Origin of the sequence: Duganella fentianensis (assembly GCF_964031615.1) — a bacterium.
Taxonomy (GTDB): domain Bacteria; phylum Pseudomonadota; class Gammaproteobacteria; order Burkholderiales; family Burkholderiaceae_D; genus Rugamonas; species Rugamonas fentianensis_A.
In genome coordinates, this window is the sequence record NZ_CAXIQN010000020.1 from 332,363 (window position 1) to 345,944 (window position 13,582).

Sequence of the window (13,582 nt, forward strand, 5' to 3'; positions counted from 1 at the left end):
GCCTTCAAAGAGAGTCCGACGGGAGCGCAGCCAGCCAATCGCGGCGCGCTCGACCGACTTGAGGATTTAGTTGAACTGCTTCAGGAAACGCAGATCGCCTTCGTAGAACAGACGCAGATCGTTCACGCCATAACGCAGCATGGTCAGACGTTCCAGACCGGAGCCGAAAGCGAAGCCGATGTATTTTTCCGGATCCAGACCGAAGTTGCGCACCACCGATGGATGCACCTGACCCGAGCCGGAAATTTCCAGCCAGCGGCCTTTGAGGGGACCGGAACCGAAAGCGATGTCGATCTCGGCCGAAGGTTCGGTGAACGGGAAATACGACGGACGGAAGCGCACTTGCAGATCGTCCGTCTCGAAGAAGGCTTTGACGAAGTTCAGGTACACGCCCTTCAGATCGGCGAAGCTGATGTTCTCGGCGATCCACAGACCTTCGACCTGATGGAACATCGGCGAGTGGGTGGCATCGCTGTCGACGCGGTAGGTACGGCCCGGTGCGATCACCTTGATCGGTGGCGTGTGGCTACGCGCATAACGCACCTGCATAGGGCTGGTGTGGGTACGCAGCAGCAGCGGTTTGCCGGTGGTGTCATTGCCTTCGATGTAGAAGGTATCCTGCATGGAACGGGCTGGATGGTTTTCCGGGCTGTTCAGCGCCGTGAAGTTGGTCCAGTCGTTTTCGATTTCGGGGCCGTCGGCCACTTCGAAACCGATGGAGCGGAAGATCGCTTCGACGCGTTCCCAGGTGCGCATCACGGGATGCAGACCACCGCCGGCGCGGCCGCGGCCTGGCAGGGAAACGTCGATCGCCTCGGCGTTGAGGCGGGCTTGCATCTGGGCTTCGGCCAGCGCGTCGCGCCGGGCCGTCAGAGCCGCTTCGATCTGCCCTTTGGCAGCGTTGATCAGGGCGCCCTGCGCCTTGCGTGCTTCAGGGTCGAGCTTGCCCAACCCTTTCATCAATTCGGTAATCTGGCCAGTCTTGCCCAGATATTTGGCTTTAGCATTTTCCAGTGCGGCGGCGTCATCTTGCGCGGCCATGAAATCCTGCACTGCTGAGGCGACGAGTTGTTCCAGGGAGTCCATGCGTTTTTCTTATCCTCAATCAAAAACGGGGCACAGGTATCTCACCTTGCCCCGTTCTCTCGGCTGCTGCGTTGCCGCAGCAGCTAGTGACAATCATTGCGTATTAAGCAGCGATTTTAGCTTTCACAGCGTTGACAATCGCAGCGAATGCTGGCTTGTCCATCACTGCCATATCGGCCAGAACCTTACGGTCCAGTTCGATCGAAGCTTTCTTCAGACCGTTCATGAATACGCTGTAGGTAACGCCGTGCTCACGGGAAGCAGCGTTAATACGGGCGATCCACAGACGACGGAAGACGCGCTTCTTGTTACGACGGTCACGGTATGCGTACTGGCCAGCGCGCATAACTGCTTGCTTAGCAATACGATATACCTTGCTACGACGACCGCGGTAGCCTTTGGCCAGGTTCAGTACTTTTTTATGACGGGCACGAGCTGTAACCCCACGTTTTACTCTAGGCATAGTAACTCCTTAACAGTGTGAGATTAAGCGGATGGCATCATACGCAGTACGGACGTTACATCCGAAGCGTTGATGTTGCGAGTGCCGCGCAGTTGACGTTTGTTTTTGGTGGTTTTTTTGGTCAGGATGTGGCGTTTGAAAGCCATACCCGATTTAACAGTACCACCTGGACGCACGCGAAAACGTTTTTTCGCGGAGCTTTTGGTTTTCATTTTTGGCATAGTAATCTACCCCTTCGGGTAGCTCCATATCAAACAGGATTGCAGGTGGTAACTACGTTACGCTTAGATGCCTGCTTTCACTTGTTTTTGCAGCAGATGCGAGTCCACTACATTTACTACAGCCGGACATTATAGACCAGTTGTAGCAATAGCGCAGCAAAAAATTCGGGGCTGGAGCACGTTTTTTTAGAAAACGCCCTCCAACCCCGAATTTCTCTTCAGTCTAACGACTTACTTTTTCTTTTTAGGTGCCAGCACCATAATCATCTGACGGCCTTCCATTTTCGGGAACTGCTCGACCTGGCCATGCGGCTCCAGATCAGCTTTCAGACGTTCCAGCATACGGAAGCCAATATCCTGGTGCGCCATCTCACGACCGCGGAAACGCAGCGTGATCTTGGTTTTATCGCCATCTTCCAGGAACTTGATCAGATTGCGCAGCTTGATATTGTAGTCGCCGTCATCGGTACCCGGACGGAACTTGACTTCCTTCACGGAGATGACTTTCTGCTTCAATTTCGCTTCGTGAGCCTTCTTCTGCTCCGAATACTTGAACTTGCCGTAGTCCATCAAACGGCAGACCGGCGGGACCGCAGTAGGTGCGATCTCGACCAGGTCGACGTTTGCCTCTTCCGCCAGGCGGAAGGCTTCGGCCAGGCTCACGATACCGAGCGGCTCGTTATCAACCCCGGATAAACGCATTTCAGGGTGAGTGATTTCGCCATTGATGCGATGCGACTTGTCAGTAGCTATGGTGATTCCTTTTAATGTCTGATGAAATGCTGCGCGCTTAGGCTTTATTGGCGACGTCTTGCTGGAGTCGCTCGATCAGGGCTTCGACGGACATGACGCCCAGATCGACATTACCCCGTGCCCGCACAGCTACGGTATTAGCATCCCGCTCCTTGTCGCCCACAACCAGAATGTAAGGCAGTTTTTGGACGGAATGTTCGCGTATTTTATAGGTAATTTTCTCGTTGCGCAAATCGGTCTGCACGCGGAACCCGCACCGGCGCAGCTTTTCAGCCACTTGACCCACATATTCAGCTTGCGCGTCGGAGATGTTCAGAACCGAAACTTGCACTGGCGACAACCAGGTTGGCAGCGCGCCCGCATAGTTTTCGATCAGGATACCGATGAAGCGCTCCATCGAACCAACAATCGCACGGTGCAGCATGACCGGCACCTGACGGCTGTTGTCAGCGGCCACATATTCGGCACCTAGACGTTCCGGCATGAAGAAGTCCACCTGCATGGTACCCACCTGCCATGGACGACCCAGCGAATCCTTCAGGTGGTACTCGATCTTAGGACCGTAGAACGCACCCTCGCCTGGCAGCTCGGTCCACGTCACGCCGCAGGCGCGCAGGCCGGAGCGCAGCGCTTCTTCCGCTTCGTTCCAGATTTCGTCGGTACCGATGCGGTTATCGGGACGCAGCGCCAGCTTGACTTCGATGTTATTGAAGTGGAAGTCTTTGTAGACTTCCATGGCCTGCGTGTGGAAAGCCACCACTTCCGGCTCGATCTGCTCTTCGGTACAGAAGATGTGACCGTCATCCTGCGTGAAGCCGCGCACGCGCATGATGCCGTGCAGCGCGCCCGAAGGTTCGTTGCGGTGGCACTGGCCGAACTCGCCATAGCGCAGTGGCAGATCGCGGTAGGAACGCATATTGCTGTTGAAGATCTGCACGTGACCCGGGCAGTTCATCGGTTTCAGTGCGTAGGAACGGTTTTCCGATTCCGTCACGAACATGTTCTCGCGGTAGTTATCCCAGTGACCGGTCTTGCCCCACAGGCTGGAATCGAGAATCTGCGGCGCTTTAACTTCCTGATAGCCGTTCACCTGATACTTGTTGCGCATGTACTGCTCCACCTGCTGCCAGATGGTCCAGCCTTTCGGATGCCAGAACACCAGACCCGGCGCTTCATCCTGGAAGTGGAAGAAATCAAGCTGCTTGCCCAGTTTGCGGTGGTCGCGCTTTTCCGCCTCTTCCAGCTGGAACAGGTACTGTTCCTGATCTTCTTTCTTGGTCCATGCCGTGCCATAGACACGCTGCAGCATTTCGTTCTTGCTGTCGCCGCGCCAGTAGGCACCGGCCAGTTTCATCAGCTTGAAGACTTTCAGCTTGCCCGTCGATGGGACGTGCGGGCCGCGGCACAGGTCGGTGAAATTACCCTCCGTGTACAGCGACACATCCTGATCGGCAGGAATCGACTCAATGATCTCGGCCTTGTAGGCTTCGCCGATGGACTTGAAGTAGGCCACCGCCTCGTCACGTGGCAGTACTTTGCGGGTGACTGGCTCGTCTTTCTTGGCCAGTTCCGTCATTTTCTTTTCGATCGCCACCAGATCGTCCGGCGTGAACGGACGCTTGTAGGAGAAGTCGTAGTAGAAACCGTTGTCGATGACCGGGCCGATGGTCACTTGCGCATCAGGGAACAGTTCCTTGACGGCGTAGGCCAGCAAGTGGGCGGTCGAGTGACGGATCACTTCCAGACCTTCCGGGTCCTTGTCGGTGATGATGGCCAGATCGGCGTCCTGTTCGATCAGGAACGAGGTATCCACCACTTTGCCATTGACCTTACCGGCCAGCGCGGCTTTCGCCAGACTGGTGGCGATGCTGCCCGCCACTTGAGCCACGGTTACCGGGCCGTCGAATTGACGGGACGAACCATCAGGAAGGCGAATTGAAAGCATAGTGATCTCCATTACGGCGCACAGGCCAGGGTGTCGATGAATTAAAAAATACGGACGAAAAAAAACGCGGACTAGCCGCGTTTTCTCTTTTTTTGAGCAAAAGGATCCCGTTCGACTAGCGTCACTCACCAATACTGGTAGTAGTTCGCGGTGTCATAACCGGATTGCCTTTCTCGCTCTTACATGTTCTGGTGGGCGGTGCAGAATTCGAATCTGCGACCCCTTGGATGTCGACCAAGTATTCTAACCAGCTGAACTAACCGCCCGAGGTACTGCTATCGTTATAGTGATGTACTGCTTGCTCCACTACCTACTACTTAATTCTGGTGGGCGGTGCAGAATTCGAATCTGCGACCCCTTGGATGTCGACCAAGTATTCTAACCAGCTGAACTAACCGCCCGAAGACCAGCATTATAGAGAGCGATGCGAAGAAACACAAGGGCATGGAAGCGAAACATTTACAGAAAGCACTATCTTGCTGTTTTGACTGTATTAATCGGGGCCGAGCGCCTGCCAGCACGGCAGGAAATGCCGTGATCCATTAAACTACGCTTTTCCCAACCTCGCATTCGTCCCATGCCCCAGAACTCCGTGGCTGGCAGCCAGCTGCCCGACTCCCCTTCCGCCCACCTGCACGCGCACCGCGATGGCGACGCGCTGCACGTCCACTTTACGGAGCAGCGCAGCCAGTCGGTACTGGCATGGTCGCTGATTCTGACGCTGGGGTTTGCCGTGGTGGAAGTGGTGACGGGCTTCATCTCGAATTCGCTGGCCCTGATTTCCGACGCCGGCCACATGGTGACGGATGCCGCGGCGCTGGGGCTGGCTCTGCTGGCGCAACTGATCGCCAAGCGGCCGCCATCGGCGCGTAATTCCTTCGGTTTCGGCCGCGCCGAAGCGCTGGCCGCCTTCGTCAATAGTCTGGTGCTGCTGGTACTGGTGGGCTGGATCGTGGTGGAGGCCGTGCACCGCTTCTCGCAGCCGGAACAGGTACAGGGTGCCATGGTGACGGTGGTGGCGGCCATCGGCCTGCTGATCAATGTCGTGCTGGCGTACATTCTGTCGCGTGGCGAGAGCAATATGAATACCCGCGCCGCACTGGTGAATGTGATCGGCGACCTGCTCGGCTCGGTGGCAGCACTGGCAGCCGGTGCCATCATTTACTACACGGGCTGGATGCAGATCGACCCGCTGCTGTCCATCTTTGTGGCCATGCTGATCCTCAAATCCACTTGGGGCGTGCTGCGCGAGTCCTACCACTTCCTGATGGAAGGCGTACCCGAACATATCGACTATCTGCAGGTGGGCGCCGATCTGGGCCAGATCGATGGCGTGCTGTCGGTGCACGACCTGCACGTGTGGGATATGTCGCCGGGCCAGCCGGCACTGATTGGCCACGTGGAAATCACCGACTTGTCGCGCTGGCCTACCATCCTGCAGAATATCAAGACCATGCTACTGGATAAGCATGGCATAGACCACATCACCCTGCAGGCAGAAGTCCCCCACGATGCATAATTTCGAGAAACGCCGCGACCGCTACAACGGATACACCCAGTTCGCCAACCCGCTGATCAACCTGAGCTTCACGCTGACCGTACCGGATCTGCGGCCCTACTGCAAAGCGCAGCAACTGCCACCCTTCCACGTCTTCCTGTATTGCGTGCTGCGCGCTGTCGCCAGCATCGACAATTTCATGTACCGCGAGCTCGATGGCGAAGTGATCCGCATCAAGGACTTCATGGCCTCGTACACGGTGCTCAATAGCGATAACAACCTGAATTTCGCCCGTTTCGACATGACGGACGATCTGGCCCTGTTCGTGGAGCGTAGTCTGGCCGCCAAAAAAGTAGCGGAAGCCAGCGCAGAGCTGATCAACACTAGCGCCGGTCTGAGCCCGCTCGACCACAAGCGCAATGTCTACATCACCTGCATGCCGTGGCTGGAGCTGACAGCGATCGAACACCCGATCTACCTGCACAAGACGGCCGACATCCCCGCCCTCGCCTGGGGCAAATTCGGCCCACCGCAAGACGACGGCATGATGCGCCTGCCCTTATCGGTACAGGCCCACCACGGCTTTGCCGACGGCTACCACATCCACCTGCTGGGCGAGGCCATCAGGGCCCAGCTCTCCCAGCTGATTACCACCTAGGGGTCAGGTCGGGCAAAGTGCAGGTGTCAGGTCGGGCAAGGTGTCACCTTTTGATATTTCTCAAAAAGTGCACTTTGCCCGACCTGACCCCAAGTTTAGGCGCGGCGTGCTTCCTGTACGCCGCTCACTTCCGCAATCGCCGTCAGCGCTTTCTGCAATTGCGCGGTGGCGCCAATTTCGGCCGTGAAGGTCATGCGTGCGAAGCCTTTGGCGCTCTGGGTGTTCACCCCGATCACATTGATTTTCTCGCGCGAAAAAATCTCCGAGATATCGCGCAGCAGCCCCTGCCGGTCGCCCGCCAGAATGAAGATATCGACTGGATACACGGTGTCGGACGAGGTGCGGCCCCATTCCGTGACGATCACCCGCTCCGGTGCCTGTGCGCGCATTTCGGCGAAGTTCTTGCAGGTGGCGCGATGGATGGATACGCCTTTGCCACGCGTGACGAAACCGACGATGCCATCCGGTGGCGCAGGCTTGCAGCACTTGGCTAACTGCGTCATCAGGCCATCCGTCCCCACTACCAGCACACCGGATTTAGCGCCCTGCTCCACACTGGAAGCACGGCTGCGGCTCAATACCACGGCATCTTCCGGCTCGGCCGGCTCGCCCGTATCGTTGAGCGCCTGCTCGACCTGCCGCAGACTGAATTCGTCCTTGCCCACCGAGAGGAACAGATCGTCCACCTTGGCGAAGCCCAGCTTGTTGGCCAGCGCTTCCAGATTGACGGCGGTTTTGCCTTCACGCTGCAGCGTCTTTTCCACCATCGCACGCCCATCGGACAGCGTCTGCTGCATATCGATGGCATGGAACCATGCGCGGATTTTGGAACGGGTGCGCGAGGCCACCGTGTAATCATTGTTCAGCCAGTCGCGCGACGGGCCGGCAGTACCGGGCGCGCCTTTGGCGGTAATGATCTCGCAAGTCTGGCCGTTCTTCAGCGGCGTATTCAGTGGCACCATCACATTGTCGACGCGCGCCCCACGGCAGCGGTGCCCCACATCCGTATGCAGATGGTAGGCAAAGTCCACCGGCGTAGCACCCACCGGCAGTTCCAGCACGCGCGCCTGCGGCGTCAGCACGAAGATGCGGTCATCCAGTGCAGCGGATTTGAGCTTTTCCACCCACTCGCGCTGCTGCTGCTCTTCCTGCCCCACCACGGCATCGGCCACGTCGGTTTTCCACGCCAGCAGCTGGCGCAGCCACGCAATTTTCTCGTCGTATTTCTGCCCCTGGAAGTTGGAACCGCCTTCTTCCTTGTAGCGCCAGTGCGCTGCCACGCCATATTCGGCGAAGTTGTGCATTTCCTGGGTGCGGATCTGCACTTCCAGCGGCCGGCCATCTTCCGCCGTCACCACCGTGTGCAGCGACTGGTAGCCGTTCGGTTTGGGGCGCGAAATGTAGTCGTCGAACTCTTTCGGGATCGGCGTCCAGATGTTGTGCACCACGCCCAGCACCGTGTAGCAAGTCTTGACGTCCGCCACGATCACGCGGAAGGCGCGCACATCGTACAGATCCGTGAAGTCCAGCTCCTTGCCCTTCATCTTGTTCCAGATTGAGTAGATGTGTTTGGGCCGGCCGAACACGTCAGCCTGTATGCCGGCCGCCGCCATCTCCGCCTGCAGACGCGCAATCGCCGATGTCACGAAGCCCTCGCGCATCATGCGCTTCTCTTCCAGCATCTTGGCGATACGCTTGTAGGTATCCGGTTCGATGAAGCGGAACGACAGGTCTTCCAGCTCCCATTTGAGCTGCCAGATCCCCAGACGGTTGGCCAGTGGTGCGTACAGATCCAGCGTTTCGCGCCCGTAGGTACTGGTCATTTCATTAAACAGCTTGATCTCGGCGAAATAGCGCAAAGTGGTCACGCACGACGCCAGCCGTACCAGCACCACCCGCATATCGGAGGCCATCGCCAGCAGCATCTTGCGCAGGGTTTCCACCTGTGCCACCGCCTGCTGCGCGGCATTGCGGCCACGCGCTGCGGCACTCGATTCCTTCTGCCCCAGCGTCAGTTCGCGCAGGCGTATCAACTGGCGCACACCGGAAGCCAGATCACAGACATCTTTGCCGAAGCGGGGTTCGATCAGCGGTGCATGGGAGGGATCGAGCAACGTCAGCTCGAACATCAGACCTGCGATACGGGTCTCGACGTCGGTACGCATGAAGGCCAGCGTACTGGCAACGCCCACGGCAAAATCGAAGGCGGTCTGCCCGGTGGTGCACACGCGCTCACCATAAGCGTCGCTGGCGTAATCGAGCGCGGCCAGCATACGGGCGCCGTCGTCGACCGACAGGCCCTGTACCAGATGTTCGGAAGTCGCGCTGGTGATGGCGGTGGTGGAAACCATGGGACTCCTAGCGCTGCGCAGCGATGACGACGATCTCCACGCGCCAGTCCGGATCGGCCAGCTTGGCTTCCACCGTCGCCCGCGGCGGCGTGTGGCCGTTCGGCACCCACGCATCCCATACCTCGTTCATACCGGCGAAATCGGCCAGATCGGCAATGTAGATCTGGCAGCTCAGGATACAGGTCTTGTCGCTGCCCGCTTCGGCCAGCAGCCGGTCGATATGCCCGAGCACTTCGCGCGTCTGGCCTTGGATATCGAGGGTCTTGTCATCGGCGATCTGACCGGCCAGATACACGGTGCCGTTATGAATCGCTACTTCGGACAGGCGTTTGCCCACATGCAGTCGTTTGATTTCCATACTCATCTTCTTGTTAAAACCAGTACGCAAGCATACTGTTGATTCTTTAAATACTGATTAGTGCAGATCAGCCCAGCAGGAACTTGCGCACAATAGCGATCTGGTCGTCATGCACAAAGGTTGGCGCATGGCCGACGCCGGGAATTTCCACCAACTGGGCGCGAGGACCACGCTGGCCCATCTGCTGCGCCGTTTCAGCCGACAGCAGGTCCGATTCGGCACCTCGGATCAGCAGCGTTTCGCAACGGATCGCATCATAGGCCGCCCACAGTGCCGCCTGATCGGCATCGACGGATTCCGGCGTGGCCGAACGGAATGGCTGCGCCAGACCCATATCGTAGTGGCGCACCCACTTGCCATCCTTATCCTGACGGAGCACATCCTGTGCCAGCTTGTGCCATTCGGCTTCCGTGTGGGGACCGAAGGTCACGGACACATCACGGATGAACTGGGCCGCGTCTTCGAAAGTGTCAAAGCGCATGTCCTGACCGATGTAATCGCCGATGCGCTGCAGCGCTGCCGGTGCCAGTACGGGGCCGATGTCGTTAAGGATCAGCTTGCCGATCGGGTTGCCGGGCAAGGACGCCAGCCCCAGACCGATCAGACCGCCCATCGACGTGCCAAACCAGTCCACCTTGGCTGCACCATGATCGGGCAAAACGCGCGCCAACAAGGTGACGATGTCGCTAACATACTGGGGAATCCGGTACAACTGCGGGTTGAGCAGGCGCCCCGAACGGCCACGACCGACAATGTCGGGCGCGATTACTCGGTAGTCGCCGGCCAGTGCTTGTGCCATTGCATCAAAATCGTCGGAGACACGGGTCACGCCGTGCACACATAACAACACGCGGGGATTATCGGCATCACCCCATTCCTTGTAGGCCATGGTGTGCAGGCCGGTCATCGACAGGCATTGAACAGACTTTATTTTTGCTTCGAACATGCGGCTTCCTTGATGATTTTTATTCGATTTATGTAATGATGTTCTGAACTAACATTTTACTGGGCAATGCGCTTAAAATCCTACAGAAGTGTAGCGCAGCGCGACTTTAATCTCCAACCCTGCAGAGGAACTATGGCAAACAAGACTTTGAGCGGCAAAACGGCACTGGTGACGGGTTCGACATCCGGCATCGGGCTGGGCATCGCACGCACGCTGGCAGCGGAAGGTGCCAACGTCCTGCTGAACGGTTTCGGCGACGCGGCAGAGATCGCCAAACTGCAGGCGGATCTGGCGGCCGAATTCAGCATCAAGGTGGAATATCACAATGCGGATATGTCGAAACCGGACCAGATCGAAGCCATGATGGCCTACGCGGGCGAAAAATTCGGCGGCGTGGACATTCTGGTCAACAACGCCGGCATACAGTATGTTGCCAACGTGGAGGACTTCCCCGTCGAGAAATGGGATGCCATTCTCGCCATCAACCTGAGTTCGGCGTTCCACACCACCCGTCTGGCGCTGCCGCGCATGCGCGCCAACAACTGGGGCCGCATCATCAATCTGGCCTCGGTGCACGGCCTGGTCGCCTCGGCCGGCAAATCAGCCTACGTAGCAGCCAAGCACGGCCTGATCGGCCTGACCAAAGCGACGGCGCTGGAAACCGCCACCACGGGCATCACCGCCAACGCCATCTGTCCGGGCTGGGTATTGACCCCGCTGGTGCAGAAGCAAGTCGACGACCGTGCGGCCAAAGAAGGCATCAGCAACGAAGCGGCCAAGAAAGCCCTGCTAGCCGACAAGCAACCATCGCACGAATTCGTCACACCGGAAGAACTGGGCGCCATGGCCCTGTTCCTGTGCAGCGACGCGGCCCGCCAAGTGCGCGGCGTAGCGTGGAATATGGACGGCGGCTGGGTTGCCCAATAACCCCTTCGCAACTTCGGGGTCAGATCTGTCATTCGGACATTGGCGCCTGACCTCTGAGGAAAATCAATACAGCTCCGCTTACATCGATACCATGTAAGCCCACAACTTCCCCATGGTTCCTGCTTCACTGCCGAGGCAGGCACCAATCCCCCCCTAGAAGCGGCTTTCAGCGCTAGCACAACGCATCGTGCCGCAGCTTGCGCTAAATCAGAAAACAGCCGCCGATGTCCGAATGACAGATCTGACCCCGAATTCGGCAATACGGGTTTTCACCAATGTCGCGGAGGATTTCCACAATAGTGATGACTGTTATTTTCACGGATGATGAACGCTTGACATTGAAGCGTGGAGACATCCGTGAAAAAACCTTTCTATAAAATCCTGTACGTACAGGTGCTGTTCGCGATTGCGGTCGGCGTTCTGCTGGGTATGTACTACCCTAGCGATGCGGTTGCCATGAAACCGCTGGGCGATGGTTTCATCAAACTCATTAAGATGATCATCGCACCCGTGATCTTCTGCACCGTGGTATCCGGTATCGCCGGTATGCAGGATGTGAAGAAAATCGGCCGCGTGGGCGGTAAGGCCCTGCTGTATTTCGAAGTCGTCTCTACTTTCGCGCTGGTCATCGGTCTGTTCGTGGCCAATCTGGCCCGCCCCGGTGCCGGCTTTAACGCCGATCCGGCTACGCTCGATACTAAATCGATTGCCCAGTTCACGGAAAAGGCCAAACAGCAATCGACCATCGATTTCGTGATGAACATCATCCCGAATACCATCGTCGATGCTTTCGCTAAGGGCGATATCCTGCAAGTGCTGCTGATCGCTATTCTGTTCGGCTTCTCGCTGTCGCTGCTGGGCGAGCGCGGCAAGCCAGTTGCCAAGCTGATCGATGAACTGGCTTCGGCCATCTTCGGCATGGTCGGCATGGTGATGAAGGCCGCCCCTATCGGTGCCTTCGGCGCCATGGCTTTCACCATCGGCAAATACGGCATCGCTTCGCTGAAACCGCTGGCCGCGCTGATGGGCTGCTTCTACCTGACCTGCGGCGTGTTCGTGTTCGTCGTGCTGGGCGCCATCGCCCACTTCACCGGTTTCTCTATCTTCAAATTCCTGCGCTACATCCGCGAAGAACTGCTGATCGTGCTGGGCACTAGCTCGTCGGAAAGCGCGCTGCCTTCGCTGATCACCAAGCTGGAACGTCTGGGCTGTTCCAAATCCGTCGTGGGTCTGGTAGTGCCAACCGGTTACTCGTTCAATCTGGACGGCACCAACATCTATATGACCATGGCTGCCCTGTTCGTGGCACAAGCCACCAATACCGATCTGACGCTGACGCAGGAACTGACCATTCTGGGCGTGGCCATGCTGACCTCGAAAGGTGCTTCCGGCATCACCGGCGCCGGCTTCATCACGCTGGCCGCCACGCTGGCTGTGGTACCGACCATTCCTGTCGCCGGTATGGCACTGATCCTCGGCATCGACCGCTTCATGAGCGAATGCCGCGCCCTGACCAACTTCATCGGCAACGGTGTGGCAACGGTAGTGGTGTCGAACTGGGAGCGCGAGCTCGATCACGACACCCTGCACAAAGAGCTCAACAATCCGGGCTCGACTGTGACGGATCCTGATCTGATGCCACTGCACCGCGCTCACTAAGCGCCGTCAGCGGAATAAAAAAAGAGCACGCCGCGGCGTGCTCTTTTTGCATCTAAAGCGCAGGCTTACACCGCCGACAGATCGAGCGGCACGCCCGTCGCAGCCTGAATCTGTTCCTTATTTACACCCGGTGCCAGTTCCAGCACTTTCAGACCGGACGGCGTCACTTCCAGCACGCCCAGATCAGTCACGATCAGATCGACCACCCCCACGCCCGTCAGCGGCAGATCGCACTGCTTGAGCAGTTTGTGCGAAGTGGAGCCATCTTTGGCCGTGGCCACGTGTTCCATCAGCACCACCACACGTTTCACGCCGGCCACCAGATCCATGGCGCCGCCCATGCCTTTGACCATCTTGCCCGGAATCATCCAGTTAGCCAGATCGCCCTTCTCCGACACCTGCATGGCGCCCAGAATAGCCAGATTGATCTTGCCACCACGGATCATGCCGAAGGAATCGGCCGAGCTGAAGTAGGCCGCGCCGGGCAGTGCCGTCACGGTCTGCTTGCCAGCGTTGATCAGATCGGCGTCCACCGCATCATCGGTGGGGAAAGGGCCGATCCCAAGCAAGCCGTTTTCCGATTGCAGGAATACTTCCATACCCGCCGGCACATAGTTGGCTACCAGCGTAGGCAGGCCGATGCCGAGGTTCACATAGAAACCGTCCTGCAGTTCCTTCGCCGCACGCGCGGCCATTTCATCACGAGTCCAAGCCATA

13 protein-coding genes and 2 tRNA genes are annotated in these 13,582 nt (G+C 58.0%); 4 read left to right on the plus strand and 11 right to left on the minus strand.

Annotated features, from left to right (window positions below; all coding sequences use genetic code 11):
- Positions 1 to 66: 66 nt before the first annotated feature.
- The 7 genes from pheS to ABNT42_RS16025 all read right to left on the minus strand — a co-directional run bounded on the left by pheS (position 67) and on the right by ABNT42_RS16025 (position 4,869).
- Positions 67 to 1,086 (minus strand): phenylalanine--tRNA ligase subunit alpha, encoded by a 1,020-nt coding sequence (gene pheS, locus ABNT42_RS15995; RefSeq protein ID WP_155435259.1) that lies wholly within the window; start codon positions 1,084 to 1,086, stop codon positions 67 to 69.
- Positions 1,087 to 1,189: 103 nt separating this feature from the next.
- Entirely contained in the window at positions 1,190 to 1,549 is a 360-nt protein-coding gene (gene rplT / locus ABNT42_RS16000) for a 50S ribosomal protein L20 (RefSeq protein WP_008449404.1), read from the minus strand.
- 23 nt (positions 1,550 to 1,572) lie between these two features.
- Positions 1,573 to 1,770 (minus strand): 50S ribosomal protein L35, encoded by a 198-nt coding sequence (rpmI, locus tag ABNT42_RS16005; protein WP_057262756.1) that lies wholly within the window; start codon positions 1,768 to 1,770, stop codon positions 1,573 to 1,575.
- 231 nt (positions 1,771 to 2,001) lie between these two features.
- Entirely contained in the window at positions 2,002 to 2,571 is a 570-nt protein-coding gene (gene infC, locus ABNT42_RS16010) for a translation initiation factor IF-3 (protein ID WP_348698868.1), read from the minus strand.
- Complete coding sequence (gene thrS, locus ABNT42_RS16015; RefSeq protein WP_348698603.1) at positions 2,561 to 4,468, minus strand: threonine--tRNA ligase; 1,908 nt, start codon at positions 4,466 to 4,468, stop codon at positions 2,561 to 2,563. Before thrS ends, infC begins: the two co-directional genes overlap by 11 nt.
- 189 nt (positions 4,469 to 4,657) lie before the next feature.
- Positions 4,658 to 4,734, minus strand: a tRNA-Val gene (locus tag ABNT42_RS16020).
- A gap of 58 nt (positions 4,735 to 4,792) precedes the next feature.
- Positions 4,793 to 4,869: transfer RNA gene (locus ABNT42_RS16025), tRNA-Val, on the minus strand.
- A 176-nt stretch (positions 4,870 to 5,045) separates the two neighbouring features.
- On the opposite strand from ABNT42_RS16025, the gene ABNT42_RS16030 reads away from it, so the two are divergent.
- Positions 5,046 to 5,987: a cation diffusion facilitator family transporter gene (locus ABNT42_RS16030; RefSeq protein WP_348698605.1), complete on the plus strand. Its 942-nt coding sequence runs from the start codon at positions 5,046 to 5,048 to the stop codon at positions 5,985 to 5,987.
- Entirely contained in the window at positions 5,980 to 6,624 is a 645-nt protein-coding gene (locus tag ABNT42_RS16035; protein ID WP_348698607.1) for a CatA-like O-acetyltransferase, read from the plus strand. Before ABNT42_RS16030 ends, ABNT42_RS16035 begins: the two co-directional genes overlap by 8 nt.
- A 95-nt stretch (positions 6,625 to 6,719) precedes the next feature.
- Here the strand turns inward: ABNT42_RS16035 and ABNT42_RS16040 are convergent, their stop codons facing one another.
- From ABNT42_RS16040 to ABNT42_RS16050, 3 genes are all read right to left on the minus strand, one after another.
- A complete protein-coding gene (locus tag ABNT42_RS16040) occupies positions 6,720 to 8,975 on the minus strand; it encodes a bifunctional (p)ppGpp synthetase/guanosine-3',5'-bis(diphosphate) 3'-pyrophosphohydrolase (protein WP_348698609.1) in 2,256 nt (751 codons plus the stop codon).
- Between the two features lie 7 nt (positions 8,976 to 8,982).
- A complete protein-coding gene (locus tag ABNT42_RS16045; protein ID WP_348698611.1) occupies positions 8,983 to 9,333 on the minus strand; it encodes a RidA family protein in 351 nt (116 codons plus the stop codon).
- Positions 9,334 to 9,400: 67 nt separating this feature from the next.
- The gene (locus tag ABNT42_RS16050; protein ID WP_348698612.1) at positions 9,401 to 10,279 is read right to left on the minus strand and encodes an alpha/beta hydrolase; all 879 of its coding nucleotides are present in this window, start codon (positions 10,277 to 10,279) and stop codon (positions 9,401 to 9,403) included.
- A gap of 132 nt (positions 10,280 to 10,411) precedes the next feature.
- Between ABNT42_RS16050 and ABNT42_RS16055 the strand changes: the two genes are divergently transcribed.
- Together ABNT42_RS16055 and ABNT42_RS16060 are read left to right on the plus strand one after the other, a co-directional pair.
- Complete coding sequence (locus ABNT42_RS16055) at positions 10,412 to 11,206, plus strand: 3-hydroxybutyrate dehydrogenase (protein WP_348698614.1); 795 nt, start codon at positions 10,412 to 10,414, stop codon at positions 11,204 to 11,206.
- 357 nt (positions 11,207 to 11,563) lie between these two features.
- Positions 11,564 to 12,865 (plus strand): dicarboxylate/amino acid:cation symporter, encoded by a 1,302-nt coding sequence (locus tag ABNT42_RS16060; protein WP_348698616.1) that lies wholly within the window; start codon positions 11,564 to 11,566, stop codon positions 12,863 to 12,865.
- 65 nt (positions 12,866 to 12,930) lie between these two features.
- Here ABNT42_RS16060 and ABNT42_RS16065 read toward each other — a convergent pair whose 3' ends face one another.
- Positions 12,931 to 13,581, minus strand: a complete 651-nt coding sequence (locus ABNT42_RS16065; RefSeq protein WP_348698618.1) for a CoA transferase subunit B — start codon at positions 13,579 to 13,581, stop codon at positions 12,931 to 12,933.
- Position 13,582: the final 1 nt, after the last annotated feature.